A 22,541-nucleotide genomic window follows, 5' to 3' on the forward strand; every position below is an offset into this window, starting at 1 on the left:
ACGCCGCTGCGGGGCACGCGGGCGTGCGAGCACGCGCGCAGGGCCCCGCACCCAACAAGGGAGATGCCACCATGGCGATCATGAGCACTGAGCCGGGGCAGCACGAGCAGTCGGACCACAGCACCACCACTGACGCGCACGACGTGCACAGCCACCACGGCTACATCAGCGACAAGGCCAAGTATCTTGCCCGGCTGAAGCGCATCGAGGGTCAGGCCCGCGGCATCAGCCGCATGGTCGACGAAGAGCAGTACTGCATCGACATCCTCACCCAGGTCTCCGCCGTCACCAAGGCGCTGGAGGGCGTCGCCCTGGCGCTCCTGGACGACCACCTGCGCCACTGCGTCGTCGATGCCGCCCGCACCGGCGGCGAGGTCGCCGAGGACAAGCTCACCGAGGCTTCCGCGGCGATCGCCCGCCTCGTTCGCTCCTGAGCGCAGGACACGCCACCCACTACCCTGCTGCTGCTGACTGACGTGGAGTGTTCGACGGCGACGTCGAAATGGGTCGCGGCGCACTCCTGCGGCTGGTCGAGGATCCGCCCGGCGAGGCCGTCGTTGAAGGAGCCCTCGTCGACGACGACATGCGCGCTCAGCACGGGTAGACCGGCGGCGCCGAGCCATCGAACCCGAGTGGTCCCGCCGATTCGCACGCGTGTCGGACCGGCCACGTTGCTACCCGCGCGTAACCTGCCCACGGCCGCACCACACCGACCTGTCCCCGAATCGGCCGTCACGCACATGGCGATGTTCTCTCGCGGTACGCCGGCCCCGTTCAGGCCGACGCCCAGATCGGTGGCGCGGACCACTCTTCTGCGGCGCCGGGCGGGCGCCATCTGCCTCGCCGCCGTGATCACGGTGACGAGTACGGGAGGGGCCAGCTACGCAGACGGCATCGACGACCGCCGCGCCGAGGCTGAACGGCGCAGCAGCGCGGCCGACAGACGGGCGGAGGAGCTGGAAGCGTCCATCGAGGGCCTCAGCAGCGACCTCGGCCAAGCCGCGCTCGAGCTTGAGGCGACGCAGGCGCGTCTGCCCGCGGCGCAGGCGGAGCTCGACGAGGCTCGCGTGGCGCTGGAGGCCACCCAGCGTGAGGCAGTCGCGGTCGCCAGTCGGCTCCAGGATGCGACGGATCTGCGAGGGAGCCTGATCGCCACCATCGCCGCGGATCGTGCCGACGAGGAGGAGCTTCGCGCGGCCGTGGGGGCGATGGCTCGGGAGGCCTACCGCGGTGCACCGGGGGTCTCGCCCTTGGACGTGATGCTCGACGCCGAGGACGCCACCGACTTCCTCGACAACGCCCGCCTCGTTGACTCGGCCCTGCGCACTCAGGCGCGAGTCCTGGACGAGCTGCGCCAGGTCGACGCGAACAATCGCAACAGCGAGACCCGTCTGGGCGCGGTCGCCGACCGGGTCAGTGAGCTGAAGGAGCAGGCGGAGGCCAACGTCGTTGCTGCCGACGAGGCCCGGCGAGTGGCCCAGGCCCGCGAGGACGAGATCAACCAGCTCATCGCCGACCAGAGCGCCAAGCAGGACGCGATCGCGTCGCTCAAGGCACAGGCGGAGGCCGAGCAGGCCGAGGTCGACGCCCAGCGCGCCGCTATCGAGCGCGAGCTCGTCGCGATCATCGCCGAGCAACGAGCCGCCCGCGAAGCCGCCGAGGCGGCGGCACGGGCCGCCGAGGCTGCCGCGCGTGCCGCCGCCGACGCCGCAGCGCGTGCCGCGGCCGAAGCAGCGGGCCGGGAACCGCCACCACCAGCACCTGCTCCGGCTCCGGCGCCGCCATCGTCCGGCTCCGTATCCGGAGCGATGTTCACCAACCCGACGTCGATCAACCCGATGTACGTGACCTCCGAGTACGGGATGCGACTGCACCCGATCCTGGGCTATGTGCGCCTGCACGCTGGTATCGACCTCCGCACCGGGTGCAACACGCCGCTGTACGCCCCGCGCGACGCAACCGTGCTGTGGTCGCAGTGGCGCAACGGCTTCGGCAACCAGGTCATGCTCGACTACGGCACCGTTCAGGGAAATGCCGTCATGAGCAGTTCCAACCACCTGACCCGCTCGGTCGTTCGAGCCGGACAGGACGTCTCACGCGGGCAGCTCATCGGCTACTCCGGCAACACCGGGCTGTCTGGCGCATGCCATTTGCACTTCGAGGTCTACGTGAACGGTGCGACCGTGAATCCACGACCACTCCTTGGCCGCTGAGCGGCAGCCCGACGGCTCGTCTTCAGAAGCACCACCTCGCGCGGGCTAGCAGGCAACTGCTCCGTCGCGGAGGTGACTGACGTTCGGGCCTTTGGCGTTGCTCTGGACATCTCGTCGGGTCGAGTCCGGGCGCCGAGACCGGCCGAAAGTCGCAGCGAAGAACAAGTCCGGAGCCATTGAGCCATCGGATCTTGCCTCGCCACCGTTTGCGTAGTGCAGAACAGCACGGGCACGGCCGAGGAAGCGAGGGTGCGGCAGTCGACCGGCGCCGATCCGCGGAGCTTGGCAAGTCAGCCCCGATCGGTCGTCGCTCTGCGATCCTCGAGCCATGACCCGAGGATCTCGACGCGGACGAGGCGAACACCTGCTTCGGCCAGGGAGCTACAGGCCCGAGCGAGGCGCGAGCGGAGTGTCGAGCTGTGACCATTGACGTCCTCTTGGACGGCACCGCCGTCCCGATCGACGCCGCTGTGTTCTCGACGTTGCTCGGCAACTCCGTCGCAGGCACGTACGTCAACTACGAGCGCGCCCTCGAATCGGGATCGATCAAGTTCCCGACCCTCAAGTACCTCGCTCGAAAAGGCGACATCCCCTACTCCCTTTTCTTCGCGCCGCTCTCCCTCGTCGAGGCGCAAGTGCTGACGAAGACGGAAAAGCTGCTTGCCGGGGTGAGCAAGGAGACGTTCCAGATCGGGTCCCGCGAGAAAGTGGAGCTCCGGGACGTCGAGCTGATCGTCAAGGACCTGATCCGCAAGCAGGAACTGCTCAAGCGGCACGATGGCTCACTCGCGCGAAACAAGATCGTCGGGATGCTGCGCAAGCCCGGCGAATCGGCCGACGCGGACGCCGTCAGGCTCATGGGTGCCCTCGGGCTGCCCCACGCCGAGGTATGGGAGTGCCGGACGAAGGAGAAGGCGCTGGAGCTAATGATCAAGCGACTGGAGGCCAACCAGGTGCTGGTCTCCCGCAGCGTCCAGCACTACATGCCGCAGCGCCTCACGCACGTGAACTTCAGCGGCATAACGATCAGGGACAGCAAGGTCCCGTTCATCTTCCTCGCCGGCGGGGACCACGGCGACCACCAGGAGCCCGTGGGCCGCACTCTCTTCACCCTCGCCCTCATGGCCGTCCTCGTCGCCCGTAGGGTGTTCGCCCCCGTGACGTGGGACGCGGAGAGCACGCGGACCGGGCTCGGGCGCGAGTACGACACCGCAGGTGCGATGCTCATGCCTTCAGGTCGGTTCCGGGAGATCGCGCCGACGTCGCTAGACGACATGAAGGCGGCAGCCGAGCAGTTCAAGGTCACGCCGAGCGCGGTGGCTGTCCGCGCGATGCGCCTGGGGCTCATCGGTGGGGAAACCGCCCGGTCCCACCTCGACGAACTCCGCGCCGAGTTCGCCAGGCGGCCGGACAAGGGCGGGATGAGCCCGATCAGGCCCGAGAACGCCGTCCGCAAGTACGCCGGCGGCGAGTTATCGAGGCGGATGCTGCACGCCTTGGATGCGAGAAGCATCACCCCACGCGAGTTCTGCCGCGCGGTCTGTCTGAACTACCTCAAGCCCCACCAGATCGACGACCTGAGGAGGGCAGTGCGATGAACGACTTCGGAGCGAGGTACGTAGTCGACACCAACTCGCTCAGCCAACTCGGGCGGCCCCGGCGATCCAGTTCGTTCTTCCGGGAGAGCGCACGCATTCCGAGCGAGGTCCTGCACGAGGCTCAGGGTTTCCCCGATATCACCACGCTTCGAGAGAACGCCTACCCGACGACCGCTGCGGTCCTCCGATGGCTTGTCAAGGTCATGGCGACAGTCCCCGCGGATGACACGGCGCTGGTCGACCTGTACGCGAACCGCGGCAACGCCGACCCCCTCGTCGTGGCGTGCGCGCTGAACGGTCAGGACGAGGACAGCCAGTATCTGGACGCGCCGGAGTGGACCGTCGTCACGGCAGACAACGCGGTGCGGGCCAAGGCGGAGGAGTTCGGGCTGAGAGCCCTCAGCAACGCAGAGTTCGCCGCACTCATCGACGCAGCGGAGAGCAACAGTCCGGATGCTCCACCGTGAGAGGACCGGCCGGAGGTCCCGCGTACATCAGCGAGTGCGCCTGAACCCCCGCCAGCAAAACGTCCTCGGGCCGACGAGGACGCCGTTTGAACCGGCGGTACTTCAGATCAGCCCCGGCGGTCGCGGGCGTACTCGTGCCCGTACAGATTCAGCATCCACATGCAGCGCTCGGGGTCCGCGACGAGGGCTGCAAGGGCGATCCGGGTGTAGCGGGAGACGTTGAGTTTGCTCGATGGGTCCGCCGGGTCCGGAGTCTGGGCAAGAGCATCTTGGGCTGCCTGCCAGAGTTCGTCGTCGACCCGAATCGCGCGCATGCGCTTGGTGTCACGCGGTGCGCTGATGATCTCGGACTCGAACTGGTCGACATTGGTAGTCATGGTTCTCCTGGGCGTTCACGGGGCGTGCTCTACGGCTCTTGGGTAAGCCCGGCAGACGATGCCACGGCTTATTGGACAACCGTCCATGTGACACGCGCGCGTTCTCCGACGATCGAACTCGATCGCGTGTCATGGAACAGCGATATGGCGCTCGCGCCGGGGCATGGCCGGCAGGTTCGAGCGGAGCCGACCGAGCCACAGCGACTGAGCAGCTCGGCGGTGACATTCCTTGCTCTGCCCCTTCAGCGAGATGAGCAAAGCGTCTTCCTCCGGGACAGGGTGGCATTCGAGGCCCGTGATCTTCACCCGTGAGCAGCAGCCGGCGTGCCTAGGGTTTGTCGCTCATCCGTGTGACGCTGCGGGTCGAGGCGCTTCGCAGTCCAGTAGTCACGCCGTTCTGCCGATACATCTGGGTCGCCGTCTGGCGGCCCATCGCGGAAGGCATGACCACATGGGGATCTTCTCGAGGCTCTTCGGCTCGAAGGACGCGAGCATCAGCACGGACAACTCCCACCGTCGCGCTGTGTACTCGGTTCTCGACGTCGAGACCACGGGGCTCTCTCCACGAGCGGACCGCATCGTCGAGCTCGCCATAGTCCGCCTAGATGCCAACGGTGCGGTCGTCGACGACTGGGTCACTCGGTTCAATCCACAGGGACCGGTTGGTGCGACGCACATCCACGGCATCACCAGCGACGACGTCAAAGACGCGCCCCTCTTCGCGAGCCTCGTCACGGAGGTCAATCAGCGACTTGCAGGCACCGTGGTCGTGGCACACAACGCGTCGTTCGACATCGCGTTCGTGCGCGCCGAGTACCAGCGGGCGGGCTGGGAGATGCCCTTCGTTCCCACCTTGTGCACCCTCAAGGCGAGCTGGCACTACCTGCCGAGCCTCGACCGACGACGCCTAGCAGACTGCTGTGCAGCGTCCGGCATTCGACTGACGGCCGCTCACTCAGCGCTCGGAGACGCCCGCGCGACCGCATCGATGTTCGCGGACTGGTTGCGACGCAGCCCTGCCCACCCCGACCTGGCCGAAGCGCCTGTCCAGGCCGCAGCCCTCGTCTGGCCGACCGGAGCCACTCGTGCACCCCGGGCGGCCGAGCAAGTACGCCCCCCAACTACCCGTCGCGACCGCATGATCGCGCGCCCGCCGGCGCCCGCACTGGTTTCGTTGCTCGGCAACCTCGACCTGTCGAAGGTCAAGTACAGCAACGCCCCAGAGAACTTCGAGGTCTACGTCGAGAAGCTGGTCGAGGTGCTCGAGGACGGCGTCCTGGACGCCGACGAAGCAGCCGCACTGGCCGACATCGCCGCGGTGTACGAGCTCGACGAAGACACGGTGACCTCAGCGCACGCCATCGTCGTGAACCTCATGGCTCACCTCGCCCTCGCCGACTCCAAGATCACCACCGCCGAGCGCGACGAGATCCGACGCATCGCGCTCGAGCTCAACGTCGACCCCGACACGATCCCCGACCTCATCGACGCGGCCAGCGCGCAGCGCCTTGCTGCCCTGTCGGCGAGCCTCGAGCCTCTGCCCGACGGGTGGGCATTCGGCGAACCTCTACGCGTCGGAGACAAGGTCGCACTCACCGGAGGCGACCCCGACACCCGCGACAAGCTTGAATCGATCGCCGGCGAGCGCGGGGTCATCGTCATGAGCAATGTCTCGCGCTTCACCGCCCTCCTTGTCTCGGACGGCCAGCCCAGCGGCAAGGCGACCAAGGCTGCCGAGATCGGAACGCGGGTCGTAACCCACCGCGACTTTGTCGAGCTGTTGCGCCATGTTCAGCCGCGACACTGAATCGTCGTATGTCGCTAGTGCGCCCCGCCTGAGGAACTTGCAGACCCCGAGGTGACGGGGCACAGCGCAAGCCTGATCGCCGCGTTTACCAACGGGGAGACCCGCCTCGTGTACGCGGCCCGCAAGGACAACCTCGGCGGGCCGTTGGTGTACCTCGAGGACAACACCGCTAAGGCGATGAAGCAATACACCGTCGCCCACCTTCGCTGCTTCCTGCCGGACTGCACCAGCCCTGAGTTCACGACGGTCGCGCGCCGGACCCGTCGTGACGGGTTCAAGCACAAGACAGGCGGGAACCACAGCGACGAGTCGCTGTTCCACCGGCAGGGCAAGCAAGCCCTGATCGACTGGCTCGCCCGAGTGCACCCCGAGTTCGTCACCGTCGCTGAGGCCGCCCTGGACGTCGCCCGCTCACGTGTCGCGGACGTCATGGTGACGCTCCCCGACCAGCACCGCGTCGCCCTCGAAGTGCAGTACGCGGCGCTGGACGCCATCGACACCCACCACTCGTGGCAGACCCGCACCACCGACTACGGCACCGCCGGCGTCGTGGCTGTGTGGTTCTTCGGGCACACCGGGGTGCACATGAACGTGACCGGAGAGGTGGTCACCCTCAACGCGGTGCAGCGGACCGTGCTCGACACCGGTGCCAACGTGCTGTGGCTCAACCCGACCACCCGTCAGGTCGCCATCCCGTACACCGTCAAAACCGCGAACGGGGCAGCGTTCGTCGTGCCGCCCACCAGCGATACACCAGCGGTGCGATTGTGGATCGAACCGCTCGACAGCGTCACGCTGACATCGAACGGTGTACGCAGCCCACGCCTGGACACCCTGGCGGTGCAGCAGCGCAAGTACGAGGTGGCTCTGCTGGTCGAACGAGAGCGCTTCGAAGCGGACCGTGCTGCCGCTGCCGTGAAAGCCGCCGAGGACGAACGACGACGAATCGAGCTCGCCACCCAGGAGAACCAGCGACGCGTCGCGGCAGCCGCGACAGCCGAGCAGGAACGGCAACGGCGAGACCGGCAGCAGGCCGAACGTCGCCGCCGGCTGGACGCCGCCGCCCAGGCGACCCAGGAGCGCCAGACGCGGGACTGGGAGCGCTCAGGCATGCGTGCAAACGTGCTCGCCGCGCACGGAGGGATGATCCCGGACCACCTGGACCTGCCCACAAAGACGGGTGCGGGCATTCGTGCGCACCGTCAGCACTGGCAATCGGCCATCTACGGGACTGTGATGCTTCGTCACGTCGGGGAGTGCGCCTCGGTCGAGGACTGCGTAAGGGCGCTCTCGACGTGCGACATCAAGCACGACAGCACCGCGACGACCCTCGTGCATTCTTGGATCGTTCGGCTGCACGAGCTCGGGCATGTGCGCCTTGACCCCCAGCTCGCCGGGGCGTTCACCGTGACTACGCCAGACGTCGAGCTGGCAAGGCGTGCCGGTGTGGCGCAGCGGGCTGCCGTCGCGCAGCAGGAAGCCGCTCTGCGCCGCGCACAGACTTTAGATGCGGCCTGGCGACGTTCCCCGCACAAAGCAGTGCTGATCGAACGGTGCGGGGGCATCCCGAAGATCGTGCGCACCACCGGGACCATGACCGCGAGCGGGATCGAGGCCAGCGATGAGAACTGGCGCGCGATCGTGGTGCTGACGTTGCTGGACCGGGGTGCGATCACGCGGGCCGTTCCCGTCGCCGCGCTCGAGCGTGCCGTCAGCGACCAGTTGACCATCACCCACAAGGATCTGTTCCACGGCACGCTCGCCAGCTGGCTGCAGGTGCTGATGCGGCAGGGGTACCTCGGTGCGCTTCCGCTGCGGCTCGTGGCCGTTCAAGACTCGCTCCTCGCACTCGACAAGCAGCCACCACCACCAGCCGCTGTGATCGCACCTACGCGGCCGACTGGTCGACCCAGCCCTGCGCCCGTGGCGCGATGTCGCACCTGCGGGCACCCGTTGGCGGCCGAGCTCGCTGTCAGCAGTGACACCCACATCGGGTGCGGATCAGCCGCACCAACCACGCGCAGCAGCCGGACGCGAACTCGGACATGCAAAGGGTGTGCGTACCCGCTCGACGGTGACGGGCCCTACCACGCAGGCTGCGAGCCGTGGGCGCGAGCCGCCAGAGCCGGCATGTAGGGAGCGCCAACCCAATCCGCGAACGAGGCGTTTCAGCAGGACGGGCCGCGGACGGTCCAAGTCAAGCGAGCGATCATGCCGACTGCTGTCTCCACGCCCAATGCACGAGCGCCCGGATCCATGGATCTGTCACGGATCGCCCGGTGAGCACGGCGTGGGCGACTTCTTGGATCGGTCCCCCGAACGACGTCGAGTTCGTCATCCCAGATCTCATCTTCAGCGGCGTGCGGAACGACGAGCGGTCCGAACCTCGACGAAGCCCTTGACTCACGAAGCCAAGTCCTCAGCGTCATGCGGTGGGCGAGCAGCGCACCCGAGATGTAGTCCTTCAGGTGCAGCCGAGCTCGTCCTCCGCTTCCTCGTCCGTCGGGGGCTACGCCAGAGGTGACGGCTCTGCGGCCAGGGTCCCGCGTAGTGGATGAACGCGTTGTCCCAGGGTTCGCACTCCCACACAGACCTGCCAGTGCCCAGTCCAAGGTCGACCTCGGCCGAGATGAATGACGATCCGCCGCGCATCACACTTGCTACCGGGTGCCCCGCTTCATGGTGGGCGGCCAATGTGTCGAGTGCCGAGGCGCGTTCCAGAGCCTCCGGAGGCGCGACAGGCGTCGGGCCTAACGATCGAACAGCTCGGCGGGCGTGAGCACCGCCAGCGGCACCGGCGTCAGGATCCACGTCCAACACAGTGCACGTCGCAACACCCCTCCGGTAGATCAATGTCTATGCCATCACGGCCGTGGACGCACGTCGCGAGGGCCGACTTGACGACGTCGTCCGTCTGTTGGATCGGCTCGAGGTGGAAGGCGGGCACGCTCCTGCCCCCGTTTCGGAGTCCGTCTGCTCGCTTGTTTGGATTGAGGAGAGCCGCTCGTGACGGGTTCGAGGCGTGATTGGGGGCCTGAGTCGCTAGGTACGGCCGCCGCGGCTCGTCTTCACGTGGATGTTCCGCCGTTGGCTAGCTCGGTCGATGCGAACGAGTCGCGTCAAACGAGTGGACGCATGGGGCGGCGGTGGTTGCTGAGCTCCTCGCTGGCCCCGATGACCGCGCCCCTGCAAGATCGGGGGCCATCGTATTAGCGGAGCGGGACGTCTGACGGCTCGACCGCAGCATTCTTATGGCCGTGCCGTGCCAGCAATACCTCGATTGCCTCCCGGTTGTTCTCTGGGTGCAAAAGCGGGCCCATTCGGACCGACGTGATCGGCAGCGACGGCTTAATACGCCAGTCGGGGGCGACGGCAAGCTCGGAGGCTTTGTGGGCCCACATCACTTTGCCCTGAGCATGTTTCCCGCCGGTAACCGGTACGTAGCGCACCACCCCGTATCGGCCGCCCCGGAACCGCTGATGGTGGTTGCTGAGGAAAGTTGCGATCACGCGGACCTCGTTCTCACCGGAGAATCCAGGCGCCTTGATAAGCTGCGCGATCACCGAAAGGCGCTCGTACATTGCGCTCTGAAGCATCTGCCAGGACTCAGATGATTCCTCCTCGTCCATCGGCTCGCTGCGGCGCTGAGTTTCCTCGTCTGTGAAGTCCGACACGAGTTCGGCAAGAGCACGGTCGATCTCGTCCGGGTCGTAGAGCACGTGCAGCCACGGCGTCACGGTGCAGGAGTCCCTCAGCATCCGACCGAGATGGATCGTTCCGGACTTGCTGACACGCGGAACTGCGCGCTCTACCTCTGGATCTGGTTCCGAGATGTCCTTACGGGAGAGCGCGACGAGCGGCACTCGGCTGTCGAGTCCGACGGCGTACCCGCGCCCACCGTCGCCGTAGAGACGCCACTGGTTGGCATCGTCACCGCGCGTCGACCCACACAGCACAAACGTGTCAGGAGCCCGCCAGATCGGCCGCTCCGCGAGATTCATCAGATCGACGGCAGCTTCGACTTCCGCCCGCTTCGCGAGCCATCGCCGGACGTGGTCCCAGCCCTGGCGGATCTCGGCTGTGTCGTTCAGCCCAGTCGCTTCGCCGACCCAGAGCTCCTCGTTTTGCACGATCCCGACGAGGCCGTCGGCTGAGGTGTAGTGGAACACCGTTCCTTCGGCCGGGCGAACGACCGATGGGACCCGAACGCTGGGCTCCTTGACGCTCATGGCGTGAGCGTATGCGTGCGGTCAGCGAAGCGAGGTAGAAGCGGGCCGGACATGTTGTGGCGGCAGGCTCGGGAACTTCTACGTGTCCACGTCGCCGTGCCGACTATCGCTTCGCTATTGATCGACAGTGTGACGTGTCGAACCCAAGGCTTGTCGCCGGCGACCGCAGTCGCGCCGGTGAGCACGTCACCGACGGCGGACTCCGGCCCGACCCATCAGAGCGGCGGGCTCACGCTCATCCGCGCAGGCCTCGAACCAACTCAATGGGAATGTGATCGGATCGTCCGCGATTTCAGCCGGGGACGATGCAGGCCCGGCGCTAGTCTGATCAGGAACCAGCCGCGGTCCCTCATGGACGCGCCGACCGTAGGAAGGGTGATCCTCATGCGTGCGCTGCGGCGATCCAAGCCGAACGATCGGGCCGGACGCGGCGACGACGGCCTGACCGTTGGCGAGCGGTCGATACGCGCAAAGAGGTACATGCGCGCCGTGGCCGGCCCCGTGTCTGAGCAGGAGCGGCGAGTTCTGGCGGAGCGGCTCGCTGCGCGTCACATCAGTGGAGCGGACGCACGTGGCCGAAGCGGCGGAGAGTTCAACCCTCACATGGCGTGACGCTCGACGCGACGACCGCGGAGCCCTGAAGGCATTTGTCTGCACTTCGCCCGACCGGGCCACGTGGATTCCGATCCGGCGACGGCGGTACCACCCGCGGCAGTGGGAACTGGACGCGCAGGCAACCGTGCGGAGTATGAAGCCGCCTGCGCAGAACGGGGAACGCATCCGCCTCGCCTTTGATGGCGACGGCCTCGCAGCGGTAGTCCATGTCACGTCGGCGAGCCATGGTGACTTTGGCCTAACGATCCCGATCGCGGCACTCGCGCAGCGATTGCGGCATGGCAAGTCGCGCTACGGGGATGAGTTGATGGATGAGGCTCTGCGCGTCGCCGCCGAGATGCGATCTCGATTAAATGAGAGCGTGGGCGTGTTCGCTCGAGTTCACCCAAAGAACCTCGCGAGCAAGCGCATGCTTGAGCGCGCTGGTTTCAGCCCCGCCGGTCTGATCCACCAAGACCCCCCGACAACAGGACCTGACCCTCACCACCGATGCGTTGAGTGCGTCGAATCGTGGGTCGCTGACGTTTGACACTCAAGCGGGCAAGTCTCCGCCGTCGCGCCCGGAGTGGGCCGGCGATGAGTGTTGAACGGACCTGGAATCTGGCCCGGCCAGCCGCTTGCCATGTCGACGACCGGATGATCGCGTGATGCCCTCCATCTGGTTGGCGTGCTGGGGAGTCCCCGCGCTCTTGGCAGCCCCGTTCGCGCTCACTGGTCGACTGAGCGGTACTGCGCGACCACGAACCGTGGCGCTCGCCCCTGCCGTGCGAGGGGGTGGGGGAGCTGGTTCGACGGGTGGAGCTCGTCTCCGCTGACCAGGGGCACGTACGGTGGCGGCTCGCGTCGGAAGCCGTCGCTCACTAGCGATATGTCGTCCAACGAATCGGCCCGGAAGTCCGCGCGGGGTTCCGTTCGCAGCGACAGGCTTGCGACGAATGACGCAGCAGCGGCGGCGGCGTCGCCGTCCGGGCCGCCGGGCTCAGCCGGGCCATCATTCCAGGGCGCGTGCGGCCACCATCCGATGCCCATGCCGCCTCCACGTCCGAAGCATGTCGCAAGGCACGACCAAGGGGCAGCGTAGGGCCGCACTGCCTGGAGATTTATAGGAGCGTTCGACACCCCGGGAGCGTCGAGCAACCGTCGGGCGGTCGACGCGGCGATCGCGGTCACCCCGTCGATTCCAGCCGGAAGCGCGGGGGCGCAGAAGCACGAAGTCTGGGAGTAAGGGCCCGCGGAGTCCGCCTGGTTATAGAGCGCGTAGATCGCAGGAGTTCCCGTTGTCCTGGCGGTATCTAGGAGCGTGTCGATCTGGCGTAAACGCGGCGGATCGCCGCGCCTGGCCCGCGGGCGGTAGCCAAGGTCGTACGTTCCTGTCCCGTCGGACTTCCAGTGGATCCGCTTCGCCTGAACGAGAAAGTGGAACCACCCGCCGGTCCCTTCGATCCACCACTCCCAGTCCGCGCCTTCCGCTGTCTCCTCAGAGTGCTTGAGGGTTCGGATGCGGAGGCCGGGCACGGTCTGGGCCAGTTCGAGCAACACGAGCTCGGTGATCGTCTCTTCCGATTGCCGTACACCGACGCTCTCGCCGGCCGAGATCCGGTCGCCAGTCCCGATCGCGCTCATGGCCAGCGCTCGCGCAAGGGGCGCTAGTTCGCGAGGAGCGTGCGCTTGAATGATCCGCAACCAGAGCAGGGTTGAGGAGTCCACGTTTGTGATCCTCTCTTTCCTCAACGGTGTTGGACAGACCTGAAGATGAATCCAGCCGCCGAGGCGCCCGGACGGCACGCGTGCGTGCTAGGTAAGGGTCGCGACGTCTGATGGTGCGCATGCCCGGGGCCCACGGCCATGGGATGCGGGCTTCGCCTCTCGACATCGAGGTTTCAGTCGCGCACCCTGCTGGCGCCCTGGCCGAGCCAAGCCTTTGAGAGAACGCGCTCGACGAGCCACAAGACACCGTCTCCGTCGATGGCGACCTGAACGCCGCGGGCAGCGTCTGCCGGCGACTCCGGTTCCGGCGTATCCCTCTGGAGGTGGGACAGGTCGAGTCGATCGTCGGGGACGATCCGTGTTACCCCGGACAGGTACTGACCAGCGGTGTTCACGACCGGTCCATGGAGCGCGTGGAGTTGATCGAGCTGCTGATGGTTGGGGAACTCGGGAGGCCCTGGGCTGACGTACAAGTCGAGCATTGCGCTCGAGCCTGCGGGTGGTGCTTCAAGCAGTCCTGCGAACATCCGGCTGCGAACAGTGCCGGGCTCACCACCGTTCGGTGTTCCTCCCACAAGGGTGTCAGCTGGGACGCAGATACGGATCGCGTGGGTGAGGTTGTTGGCGTCGTCCTTCCCCGGGAACCACCAGGGCAGCGGATCGCCGGTGTTGACAGCGGCGGCCGGCCGGCCGACAACCGACGTATCACGGCCGAACTTGAAGCCGGGTCGCGCGTGCCGCGGATCGGGGCCGTGGAGGGAGACCTTCGACTCGGCCAGACCAGGCTCACGGGTCTTGATGTAGAACGACGTACCCGCCGACCAGACCCGCCAAGTGAGGCCGTACCGCAATGGCTCGCGGCTCCCGACGAGGAACAGGATGGCGTTGAGGGGCGCCGCGGCGGTGTCCGTCATGCTCGGACGGTACTCGCGGCACTGGTCGCCCGACGTTGCGCACCGCTCGACCGCAAGCGTGCGGTCGACCGTGACGGGCGATGCTGCAGCAGTTGCGCGAGGCGCTAGTGCCCTGGATGCGATGCTCCTGCGTCGGGGGACGATGAACATCGACGCCTACGGCGCCGCCCTCGAAGTCGGCCCGATCGCGCTCCACACTCAGAGCGTCACGATCGAGAACAGTGCGGACCCTCGCCGACGACTGGACCACGGTCACCTGGCCGGTGAGCGACTCACCTACATCGCCGACGCGACACCTGTTGGCGTGCGGTGCCCATCGTTGCGCACCAACTCGCACCAACTCGCACCGAAGCGTGGCAAGCCGTCCGCGTGGGGGCTCCTCGAGATCGACGGGCACTTGGCACTGACTGGCGAGCGCCGTGAAGGGCTCGTGATTGGGATTCAGGCTCGTCATCAAGCTCGATGTCGACACGTGTCCCATCAGATGGAGGAGCGTGACGCCCTCTTCCCGCGCTTGCGCACTCTCGTGCGCTCAGCAACGGCCGACAGTGCCGCATAGTTTTCCGTGATCGCGGCTGCGATCGTCCAATGGTGGACACGCCCGACAGCGAGCTCCTTCGCTTGAGTAGCCGCAAGTCCAACGGCGACGAGGAACCTGACCTCGAAGAGCAGCAGCAAGGCCTCGCTGGCCGCGACGAGTGGTCGTTGGTCTCGTAGGACCTCGATGGCGTGCACGTCGCCGTGGAGGGCGAAGTTGCGCAGCGCTGCGATCTCCGTTCGCCATTTGCGGTTACCGATGATCTCGTCGACGAGGTTCCCTGACTCGTCCTCGAGCCGCTTCAAGCGCTTCTCCAGCGCCATGTCGCCGACGTCGTGCGGATGCAGTGTTCGATCGAATGCCTCGATGAGCTGCGTCGCGACGCCGAATCGTGCGAGGTTTCCTCCCGCGGCCCGCTCGGCGTGAAGCAAGCTGTAGTGGCTCAGCGCAAACCGGTGGACATCCACAGCACGGAGCAGTTTCGGCATGTGCACGTCGAACTGAAGATCGGACAGCCGGTGGAGGTACTTCAGGTCAGTGCTGGCCGGTGTCTTGAGCGGCCCGTGGAAGCGTCGGACCTGGAACCACTTGGTCGGCATCTGCTCAGCTCCTGGACCGAACTCCCACGCGTTGCTTGTGCCGGCCATTGATGCGACGCCCGGCATCCTGCCGGATGCACTGAGTAGCGCCACCTGAAGTGGGTACACGTACCGGTCGAACACGTCGTTGATCGCGACGGGCCGCGCGAACGCGAACTCGAACATCGACCGGACCTGGAACGCCCACCGCCGCTCGTGCGGGTCGTACGTCACGTAGGACGCGTCAACGAGGCGCAGAACGCCTTGGTCAACATCCGCTTCGATCCTCGGCACGAAACGCAGCTCGACACCAATGTCGGTGAGCGCCCCATGCTGATACTTCACGGCGAAACGGTTCCAGCCGGTCCACACATCCTGATCGGTGAATCGGACGCGCACTTCGGTGAAGGCAAGTTCGTCCTGATCGAGGAACGCAAACCCCTCAAGTGCATAGTCCGGCCTTATCGTGACGTCGCACATGTCACTGGTGCCGCCGCGGCTCGCGACGACCCGGGCGCCGACGAGGGTGAGATGCTCGCGAAAGGACTCGCCGTGGAGCACCGGTGGCAGCTCGCGCGGTGGCCCGAAGCCAACCGGTCCGTATCCGTTCCGGGTGGCGTGAAGGTGCGCCTCGACACGTCCTTCGTCATCTACCAAATAGGTGCCAGGGACGGCCGTCTCGTCGTGGGCCTCGTCGGGCCGCGACCATCGGGCTGGATGAAGATCGCCAGTGTCCATGAGCGCCATCGTGCTCCGTCGGTGGGATTCGGGTTGGCAGTTCTGCCAAGAATCCGCCCGGCGCGTGAACCCACGTGCGTAGCCGTCGCGGTCAGGGCGGCGCGCGACTGGACTATTGCCTGTGCACAGGTCAGGTGACGTGGTCCACCAGTCGTGATGAAGTGAGCGCCGGAGTGCTTGCGTACCGAGCCACCTGTCATCCCGCCCCAGTGCGTCCCGGCGCGGGCACCGCAGGGATGTTTTGGTCGTGCGACGCCCTCCGGCAGGACAAGATGTCTTGACGCGACAGGAAACCTTGTCGATACTGGACGACATGGACCTCCAGGACGAATGTCTCGCCACAGTTCGGCTCGCCGTAGCGCGCGAGTCAGAGGCCTCGCGTGCGACGCGTCTGGCAATCGGGCAGGCGCGAATCGCAGGATGCTCGTGGGACGCGATCGGCCGGGAGCTCGGTGTGACCAAGCAGGCAGCACGCGAGCGTTACCTCGTTCTCGAGCACCTCGCGAAGGCATGGGACGCGATCGCGTTGCAGTTGGCCCAGGTCGCGCGTGCCCGACAGTGGGACAAGTCGGATGCAGAGGCCGTCGAGGCGTTGATCGCTGACGGTGTCTTGACCCGTGACGACGGCGCTCAGATCGCACGAGTGCTGGCGGCCCTCGGTGCGGCGCTCGCAGGTCGGCGAGTCACCGACGGCGAAGGCGATCGCGTCACGGATGGCGTCGAGGGGATCACGGCCCGCATCTTTGTCGCCAGCCAACCGCCGGTGCGTACGTGACCGGGCCGTTCTTGCGGCGATAGCGCAGTCGCAGGCGCGGCGGCATCAGCGGGAAGCCGGTGGAGTGGAGGGTTCGCCCAGCTGGATGACGGGGCCACGACGTCGCAGGTTTTCATTGAGCCACTCCCGGACGTGCTCGACGTCGACACGCGCGGTGCGCTGCCCCCCAATGTCTAGACATCAAGGTATCGATAGATGTGACTTATAGTCCGGTGACCTATCGTCCGTCGACGGATAAGCCGCTCGTTCCTACTGTCCGCTGGGTGCGCGACCGAGAACGACAATCAGAGCAACGCCTCGCGTTCGGCCTGCGGATGCGTCGACTGCGCACCGCGCGAGGGTTGACGCAGGAGCACCTCGCTCACGTCGCGGCGCTTGACCGGACCTACGTCGGTGCCGTGGAGAACGGGCGACGAAATCTTTCGCTCCATGCCATGTGGCAGCTCGCCGAGGCACTTCGAGTTAGCCCGGAGGCCTTCTTCTGCGACGAGGCGGCCGTCGACGATTACCTCGCGACCGCCGAGCCCGGTGACGAAGAGACAACTGGCTACGGGGGGACTGGTGACCGAGCGGACGGCGACTCGCCAACGCGACAGCCTTCCTAAGCGGCCCTACCTCTGATCGGTGGCGCCGGACGGGGGGCACTTCGGACGCGTCCGCGAGGTGCGGTCCCTTGGGACGACCCGCGCGGGCCGCGTTGCCACCTGCCGTACTGGAGAAGGTTCGGCTGCCACCGAAATGGACCTGAACCTGGCCTGCAGCCGGATCCGTTCGAATCCATCACGCGTCAGAAGCGCCGAGGGCGGCTCGCGTCACCGTCTGGCGCCACCGCTCGTACCCCGGGCGGTACCCAGGCAGTGTGAACTACAACGATGTCACTCGGATTCTGCGACGTTTCATCACGTCACAGACTCGCGTGATCAATCACGCCGAAACGTGTGATGGCAGGTCAGCGAGCCAAGCGAACCTGCAGCGCTACGTAGGTTTCGTAACCCCTCCGCCAGTCGAAGGGCCCCACCCGCGTGATCATGCGGATGTGGGGTCCTTCGTCGTTTCGGCTGCTCCGCTTTGGCTCCACATTGCCTCAAATCGAGGCCTCATCCGACGCCTGAGCGACAAGCTGGTCGATCACCACGCGCAGGTCCGGAGCGACGTGGATTCGCTGCACGACCGCTTGACCGTTGTCCCGCTTCGGTGGACGGTGGTGTGAGACACCTCGCCGCGCGGAGCACCCGTCCCGAGTCTGGGCCACCTGGCTGACGCGACCCGAACAAGCGCTCACGGAGCCGCCCGCTCGACCGTGACGCACACGGAGTACTGAGTGAGGTACGGCGGCGGGGGAAGTCCGATGGCGTCGAAGCGACCCGCAAGGCGGAACCGGGCGGTCAGGATGGTCGACGTCGAGTTCGTCGAACCCGCCGACCCGTCGGCCGCGCCTCTCGAACAGCGTCGCCGGCGTCGCGGGACGGCGTGGCTCTGGTCGGTAGCACTCGTCGGTGCTGCGGCCGTCGTGATCGTCACCTCGGGCCGGCTGGGCCTCACCACGCCGCCAGACGTGCCCGACGGCGCGACCGACACGGCGAGCATGCTGCCGGCTCCCGAAGGAGAGGGAAGTAGTTTCAACGTCCCTCCGACAATCCCGCCCAGCACGCTCGCCCCGGACTACGTGCTCGCACAGGACTACGTGCTAGCGCTGGAGTCGGTCGATGCGGACGCCGACGAGCCGAAGGACAACCACGGCACTCTCAACGCGCTGGGTCTCAGTGCCGATGAGATGCGGCGCTACGAGGACGTGGGGGGCCTCAGTGTGTGGAGCGGAGAGTCTCGTGACGGCACGACGTGCCTGCTCGTGGCCCACCCCGGCCAGGGGCTCAGGGAGGGGATTGGTGCCGAAGCGTGTTCGCCCAAAGGCATCGACCCCATCGCTGAACTGGGGCCGTTGGGCTCCTGCTGCGCCCCGCCGGGAGTCTTCGCCGCCCTGCCGGCAAGCAGTGTCATCCGGTTCGCACTCGAGGGCGACCACGTCGACGTCTCCGTGTTCGTGAGGGCCGCCGACCCGGCCGCGTCGCACGACTAGCAAGGCGTCGCGCCACTGATCCGGTCCACGGCGTCCGCTACCGGTTCGGCGCATCGAAGTGTCCCCACCTCCAGCAAGGCCCAGGAAGTCGCCTTCTAGCCTCCACTTTAGGGACCAAACGATCGCCGAGACCTGCAACCCGATGCAGACCGCTACGAAGAGTCCGACGAGGTCAGAGGGAAGATCGCCCAACGAAACCAACCCCCTCAAAGTCCCGCGTCCCAAGCCCACCGCTACCGCCGATCGACAGCCCGGACCCCTGTGGGTCCGGGCTGTCGCTGTTCGTGGCGCAGACGCACGGCGAGCCCGCGCACGCCAAGATGTCCGCGTGATCCTCTACGCACAGACCCCGTGGCGCCGTACCTTCCAGATCGCGGGCGACCTGCTCGTCGCCGCCTGGATCGTCCTGTGGGTCCGTGCTGGCCTGTGGGTGCACGAGGTAGTGGGACGGCTCGCCGCTCCGGGACGGACGCTCGAGGACGCCGGGACCTCCCTCTCGGAGAGCCTGACCTCCGCCGGGGACACCGTCGCGCGCGTCCCGCTCGTCGGCGACGACGCGCGTGCCCCGTTTACCGCCGCCGGTGGCGCCGCGGACTCGATCGCCCGCGCAGGCGTCGAGGTGCAGCAGGGGGCTACCCAGCTCGCGCTGCTGCTCGGGCTCACCATCGCCGCCGTCCCGATCCTGCTCGTCGCCGCGGTCTGGCTGCTCGCCCGCGCCCGCTTCGTCAGCCGCGCTCGTGCTGCCACGCGCATCCTCGACTCTGCCGGCGACCTAGACCTGTTCGCCCTCCGCGCGCTCGCCACACAGCCGGTCCGCGCGCTCGCCCGCGTGAGCAGCGACCCGGTGAACGACTGGCGCGACGGTGACCCTGAGGTCGTCCGCGCACTGGCGTCGCTCGAGCTCAGCGCGCTCGGCCTTCGGGTACCCGCCTGGTCGACGTCGGCGTGAGCCCCGCCGATCAGGTGTGGGTCAGGCTGCGACCCTCCGAGGTGGCCCCGGACGCGGCCGACGAGGTGTCCCGGCGCAGGTAGTTCCACGCCAGGAACGCGCAGACCAGGCCGTTGAGCGCGCCCATGAGCACGTCGGAGAGGCTGTGCATGCCCCGGTACAGCCGGGCGGTGCCGACGGCGATCGGCACCAGCAGGCAGACGACGGTGACGACGATCCGCAGAGCTCGGTGCTGGATGCGCTGGGCGAGCATCGCCAGAACGACGTAGAACGCGGTCGACGCGCCCGTGTGGCCGCTCGGGTAGCTGGACGTCGGGGGCGAGTCGTCGAGCTTCTCGACCTCGGGGCGCTCGCGGCCGACCACCAGCGCGGACGTCATGAACACGATGGCCTGGACGGCGATGGCCTGCGGCGGTACCAGCGCGAGCCACCACTGCTTCGTCCGCCACCAGAACAGAGCGACGAAGAGCACGCAGGCGCCGATGATGAACTCGGTGGTGCCGATCGCGGACATGACCGCGGTGACCGAGTCGAGCGTGGCGGTGCGCTGCTCGACGAACCACTCGTTGACCGCGGCCTCGCCCGGCAGGTTGTCCAGCGGCCCTGTGATGAGGAGCCCGACGCCGACGATGACCGCCCAGAGGGCGACCGCAGGCAGCAGGACGCGGACGGCGAAGTCGCGCCACGCCTCCTTGCGGGTGGGGGCGGACGTGTCCAGGTCGTAGCGGTGCAGGAAGGTGTTCATCACGTCTCCTGGTCGGGGGGTGTCGCGGACCAGCCGCTGTAGCCGAGATAGGACGCACCCGCGAGGGCCGTCCCGAGCGCCATCCCTGCGACGACGTCGGAGGGGTAGTGCACGCCGAGCATCACGCGGTCGACGGCGGTGAGGATCGTGCAGGTGGCGGCGACGAGCGGGACGACCACCCGGCCGCGTCGCCCGAGCAGGGGCCAGACCAGCAGCGTCAGGGTGAGCGCGACGGCCGCGGTGTTCGTCGCGTGGCCCGACGGGAAGCTGGAGCCGGGTGCGTGCGCGACGGCGTCCTCGACCACCGGCCGGGCCCGCTGGACCAGTCCCTTGGCAGCCAGCTGGAGGATCCACGCGGCCATGATCGTGAGGAACGCCCACAGCGCCCGGGTGGTCAGCCCGTGCCGGCGCCAGACCCACACGCACACGAGAGTCGCCGCGAGGTTGACCCACTTCGCCTGGAACAGCTCCTGCCAGACGAGCAGCGCCTGGTGGAGCGCGGGGTGGTCGCGGGTGTACTCCGTCGCGGCCTGGATCGTCTGCTGGTCGAACTCGACGACGGCGTGCACCTGGGCGCGCACGAGGTAGGCGAGCACGGCGACGGGGACGGTGAACGCGATCCCGAACGCAGCGGCGCGCAGGAGCGCACGGCGGCGGAGCGGAAGCGGACGCATCCCCGGAGATTATGGGCGAGGCAGGCACAGCGCGCGCTGAACGGATGGCAGGCGGGTCAGCCGACCGTCGTCACGACCGTTCCCGCAGGTGCCTGCCACACCAGGTCCAGCACGTCGTCGCCCACCCGGACGCAGCCGTTCGACACCGCGCCCGCGCCTCGCAGGGTCGTCGTGTGGATCGCTGTCACCGCGGTGCCCGTCGGCTTGTCGTAGTGGTCGATCGACTCGCTCTGCGTCGACAGCAGGAGGACCCGCGGGGTGGTGGAGCCGGGCTGCAGCCAGCGGGTACCCACCAGGAACGCCGGGACGTGCGGGGTCGGCGTGCCCGGTGCGCCGGTGGCCTTCACGGGCAGGACGTGCGTCGTGGTGCCGTCGTCGACCGTGATGGTCTGCGCGGCGGTGTCCACCTGGATCGACCAGTCGGTGCCGGCGGGCTCGGTGTCCGCGGAGTCGATCCAGACGCTGCGGCCGTTGGTCTGCGCGACGTCCTGGCTGGGCAGGGCTCCGCGGGTCGCCACCATCACGCGCAGCCACCGACCGCGCTGGTCGATGACGGGGAGCGTCGTGCGCACCTCGAGCGTCAGCGGGGGGACCACGCCGACGGCCGCACCGGCCGGTGCGACGCGTCCCGCCGTGTCGCGGACCACGACGACGGTCTGCCAGCGGCCGAGCGACGGGTCGGCGTTCTCCCGCTGCGTGAGTCCGTCGATGCCCGGTAGGCCGGGGACGACGTGCAGGAGGTCGATGACCGGCAGGGTGCTCAGGTCCGCGGCGGGCGGCGCGGGGACGGTGGGTGCGGCGGCCTTCTCGACGGCGACCGGCGCGGTCACGACCACCGGCGCCGGTGCGGCGGCCGGGGTGGCCGCGGGCGCGTCGGCGCACGCCCCGGCCAGCGCCAGGACCGCCAGTGCGGCCAGTGCGGACCGTGCCGTGAGCCTCGTGCGAGCCAATCTGCGTCCCCTCGTCGTGGCCATGGTGCGCCCGCGCCGCACGATCGGCCAAGTCGACCTGTCGCGCAGAGCTGATCAACGACAGGATGCATGTCGAGAACCTGCGCCCGGCGCCGACCACCCGGTGAGCGGACCCGCCGGGGGGCCGCATGGGCAACAGTGGACACCGGGAGTGCACCGTGAAGTACATGCTGCTGATGAACTACTACATCGAGGGCGTCCCGCCGATCGACCAGTGGGCGCCTGAGGACGTGCGGCGCCACATCCAGTTCCAGCATGACCTCGGGGCGGAGCTCGTGGCCAGCGGTGAGTTCGTCGACGGGCAGGGGCTTGCCTGGCCGGACGCCGCCAAGCTGGTCAGGAGCGACGGGCTGTCCGCCCCGGTCGTCACCGACGGACCGTTCGCGGAGTCGAAGGAGTTCCTGGCCGGCTACTGGACGGTCGACGTCGAGGACGAGGCGCGGGCGATCGAGATCGCCGCCAAGGCGTCCTCCGCACCGGGCCCCGACGGCGTCCCGATCCAGCAGGTGATGCAGGTCCGCGCCGTGATGGAGGCACCCGCTCCTGCCGAGTGACGGAGGCGTCGAGGA

The 22,541-nt window shown here is 67.7% G+C and carries 20 protein-coding genes; 12 read left to right on the forward strand and 8 right to left on the reverse strand.

What is annotated here, in order from left to right; all coding sequences use genetic code 11:
- Positions 1–80 precede the first annotated feature (80 nt).
- From ASG23_RS13415 to ASG23_RS19945, 4 genes are all read left to right on the forward strand, one after another.
- Positions 81–434, forward strand: coding sequence for a metal-sensitive transcriptional regulator (locus ASG23_RS13415; protein ID WP_082516232.1), 354 nt, complete (start codon positions 81–83; stop codon positions 432–434).
- 414 nt (positions 435–848) lie between these two features.
- Positions 849–2,213: a M23 family metallopeptidase gene (locus ASG23_RS13420; RefSeq protein WP_235521098.1), complete on the forward strand. Its 1,365-nt coding sequence runs from the start codon at positions 849–851 to the stop codon at positions 2,211–2,213.
- Between the two features lie 419 nt (positions 2,214–2,632).
- Positions 2,633–3,811, forward strand: a complete 1,179-nt coding sequence (locus tag ASG23_RS13425; RefSeq protein WP_056025746.1) for a hypothetical protein — start codon at positions 2,633–2,635, stop codon at positions 3,809–3,811.
- On the forward strand, positions 3,808–4,278 hold the full coding sequence (locus tag ASG23_RS19945; protein ID WP_157465658.1) for a PIN domain-containing protein: 471 nt from the start codon (positions 3,808–3,810) through the stop codon (positions 4,276–4,278). Before ASG23_RS13425 ends, ASG23_RS19945 begins: the two co-directional genes overlap by 4 nt.
- A gap of 107 nt (positions 4,279–4,385) precedes the next feature.
- On the opposite strand, the gene ASG23_RS13435 is transcribed toward ASG23_RS19945, so the two are convergent.
- On the reverse strand, positions 4,386–4,655 hold the full coding sequence (locus ASG23_RS13435) for a hypothetical protein (RefSeq protein WP_056025749.1): 270 nt from the start codon (positions 4,653–4,655) through the stop codon (positions 4,386–4,388).
- Positions 4,656–4,884: 229 nt separating this feature from the next.
- On the opposite strand from ASG23_RS13435, the gene ASG23_RS13440 reads away from it, so the two are divergent.
- Positions 4,885–6,462, forward strand: a complete 1,578-nt coding sequence (locus ASG23_RS13440; RefSeq protein WP_082516172.1) for an exonuclease domain-containing protein — start codon at positions 4,885–4,887, stop codon at positions 6,460–6,462.
- Positions 6,463–6,513: 51 nt separating this feature from the next.
- The gene (locus ASG23_RS13445) at positions 6,514–8,598 is read left to right on the forward strand and encodes a competence protein CoiA family protein (RefSeq protein ID WP_056025753.1); all 2,085 of its coding nucleotides are present in this window, start codon (positions 6,514–6,516) and stop codon (positions 8,596–8,598) included.
- Between the two features lie 1,073 nt (positions 8,599–9,671).
- On the opposite strand, the gene ASG23_RS13450 is transcribed toward ASG23_RS13445, so the two are convergent.
- On the reverse strand, positions 9,672–10,691 hold the full coding sequence (locus ASG23_RS13450) for a DUF2971 domain-containing protein (RefSeq protein ID WP_082516173.1): 1,020 nt from the start codon (positions 10,689–10,691) through the stop codon (positions 9,672–9,674).
- Between the two features lie 571 nt (positions 10,692–11,262).
- On the opposite strand from ASG23_RS13450, the gene ASG23_RS20890 reads away from it, so the two are divergent.
- Positions 11,263–11,835 (forward strand): GNAT family N-acetyltransferase, encoded by a 573-nt coding sequence (locus ASG23_RS20890; protein WP_442856817.1) that lies wholly within the window; start codon positions 11,263–11,265, stop codon positions 11,833–11,835.
- A 179-nt stretch (positions 11,836–12,014) separates the two neighbouring features.
- On the opposite strand, the gene ASG23_RS13455 is transcribed toward ASG23_RS20890, so the two are convergent.
- The 3 genes from ASG23_RS13455 to ASG23_RS13465 form a co-directional block, all read right to left on the reverse strand.
- Positions 12,015–12,929, reverse strand: a complete 915-nt coding sequence (locus ASG23_RS13455) for a DUF6615 family protein (RefSeq protein WP_157465659.1) — start codon at positions 12,927–12,929, stop codon at positions 12,015–12,017.
- A 257-nt stretch (positions 12,930–13,186) separates the two neighbouring features.
- Positions 13,187–13,927 carry a hypothetical protein gene (locus ASG23_RS13460; protein WP_056025757.1) on the reverse strand — a complete coding sequence of 247 codons (741 nt, stop codon included), beginning with the start codon at positions 13,925–13,927 and terminating at the stop codon, positions 13,187–13,189.
- A 480-nt stretch (positions 13,928–14,407) separates the two neighbouring features.
- Positions 14,408–15,790, reverse strand: coding sequence for a hypothetical protein (locus tag ASG23_RS13465; RefSeq protein WP_157465660.1), 1,383 nt, complete (start codon positions 15,788–15,790; stop codon positions 14,408–14,410).
- Positions 15,791–16,094: 304 nt separating this feature from the next.
- Between ASG23_RS13465 and ASG23_RS13470 the strand changes: the two genes are divergently transcribed.
- The 4 genes from ASG23_RS13470 (at position 16,095) to ASG23_RS13485 (ending at position 19,582) form a co-directional block, all read left to right on the forward strand.
- Positions 16,095–16,556, forward strand: coding sequence for a hypothetical protein (locus ASG23_RS13470; RefSeq protein WP_157465661.1), 462 nt, complete (start codon positions 16,095–16,097; stop codon positions 16,554–16,556).
- 263 nt (positions 16,557–16,819) lie between these two features.
- Positions 16,820–17,161, forward strand: coding sequence for a helix-turn-helix domain-containing protein (locus tag ASG23_RS20895; protein WP_200941601.1), 342 nt, complete (start codon positions 16,820–16,822; stop codon positions 17,159–17,161).
- A 785-nt stretch (positions 17,162–17,946) separates the two neighbouring features.
- Positions 17,947–18,633, forward strand: a complete 687-nt coding sequence (locus ASG23_RS13480) for a hypothetical protein (protein WP_056025765.1) — start codon at positions 17,947–17,949, stop codon at positions 18,631–18,633.
- Positions 18,634–18,961: 328 nt separating this feature from the next.
- Complete coding sequence (locus ASG23_RS13485) at positions 18,962–19,582, forward strand: hypothetical protein (RefSeq protein ID WP_056025767.1); 621 nt, start codon at positions 18,962–18,964, stop codon at positions 19,580–19,582.
- 10 nt (positions 19,583–19,592) lie between these two features.
- On the opposite strand, the gene ASG23_RS13490 is transcribed toward ASG23_RS13485, so the two are convergent.
- The 3 genes from ASG23_RS13490 to ASG23_RS13500 are packed head-to-tail and all read right to left on the reverse strand — an operon-like array spanning position 19,593 to position 21,951.
- Entirely contained in the window at positions 19,593–20,327 is a 735-nt protein-coding gene (locus tag ASG23_RS13490; protein ID WP_056025768.1) for a phosphatase PAP2 family protein, read from the reverse strand.
- The gene (locus ASG23_RS13495; protein ID WP_056025770.1) at positions 20,327–21,001 is read right to left on the reverse strand and encodes a phosphatase PAP2 family protein; all 675 of its coding nucleotides are present in this window, start codon (positions 20,999–21,001) and stop codon (positions 20,327–20,329) included. The genes ASG23_RS13490 and ASG23_RS13495 overlap by 1 nt, the downstream gene beginning before the upstream one ends.
- Before the next feature lie 56 nt (positions 21,002–21,057).
- Positions 21,058–21,951: a L,D-transpeptidase family protein gene (locus ASG23_RS13500; protein ID WP_056025773.1), complete on the reverse strand. Its 894-nt coding sequence runs from the start codon at positions 21,949–21,951 to the stop codon at positions 21,058–21,060.
- Positions 21,952–22,139: 188 nt separating this feature from the next.
- Between ASG23_RS13500 and ASG23_RS13505 the strand changes: the two genes are divergently transcribed.
- Positions 22,140–22,526, forward strand: a complete 387-nt coding sequence (locus ASG23_RS13505) for a YciI family protein (protein WP_200941614.1) — start codon at positions 22,140–22,142, stop codon at positions 22,524–22,526.
- Positions 22,527–22,541 lie beyond the last annotated feature (15 nt).

Origin of the sequence: Cellulomonas sp. Leaf395 (assembly GCF_001424125.1) — a bacterium.
Lineage (GTDB): Bacteria > Actinomycetota > Actinomycetes > Actinomycetales > Cellulomonadaceae > Cellulomonas.

What these genes read in the sequence shown, in the direction of transcription:
- ASG23_RS13415 (WP_082516232.1), top strand. Translation starts at nt 81, where the DNA reads ATGAGCACTGAGCCGGGGCAGCACGAGCAGTCGGACCACAGCACCACC.
- ASG23_RS19945 (WP_157465658.1), top strand. Translation starts at nt 3,808, where the DNA reads ATGAACGACTTCGGAGCGAGGTACGTAGTCGACACCAACTCGCTCAGC.
- ASG23_RS13435 (WP_056025749.1), bottom strand. Translation starts at nt 4,655, where the DNA reads ATGACTACCAATGTCGACCAGTTCGAGTCCGAGATCATCAGCGCACCG.
- ASG23_RS13450 (WP_082516173.1), bottom strand. Translation starts at nt 10,691, where the DNA reads ATGAGCGTCAAGGAGCCCAGCGTTCGGGTCCCATCGGTCGTTCGCCCG.
- ASG23_RS13455 (WP_157465659.1), bottom strand. Translation starts at nt 12,929, where the DNA reads ATGAGCGCGATCGGGACTGGCGACCGGATCTCGGCCGGCGAGAGCGTC.
- ASG23_RS13460 (WP_056025757.1), bottom strand. Translation starts at nt 13,927, where the DNA reads ATGACGGACACCGCCGCGGCGCCCCTCAACGCCATCCTGTTCCTCGTC.
- ASG23_RS13465 (WP_157465660.1), bottom strand. Translation starts at nt 15,790, where the DNA reads ATGGCGCTCATGGACACTGGCGATCTTCATCCAGCCCGATGGTCGCGG.
- ASG23_RS13470 (WP_157465661.1), top strand. Translation starts at nt 16,095, where the DNA reads ATGGACCTCCAGGACGAATGTCTCGCCACAGTTCGGCTCGCCGTAGCG.
- ASG23_RS13480 (WP_056025765.1), top strand. Translation starts at nt 17,947, where the DNA reads ATGGTCGACGTCGAGTTCGTCGAACCCGCCGACCCGTCGGCCGCGCCT.
- ASG23_RS13490 (WP_056025768.1), bottom strand. Translation starts at nt 20,327, where the DNA reads ATGAACACCTTCCTGCACCGCTACGACCTGGACACGTCCGCCCCCACC.
- ASG23_RS13495 (WP_056025770.1), bottom strand. Translation starts at nt 21,001, where the DNA reads ATGCGTCCGCTTCCGCTCCGCCGCCGTGCGCTCCTGCGCGCCGCTGCG.
- ASG23_RS13505 (WP_200941614.1), top strand. Translation starts at nt 22,140, where the DNA reads ATGCTGCTGATGAACTACTACATCGAGGGCGTCCCGCCGATCGACCAG.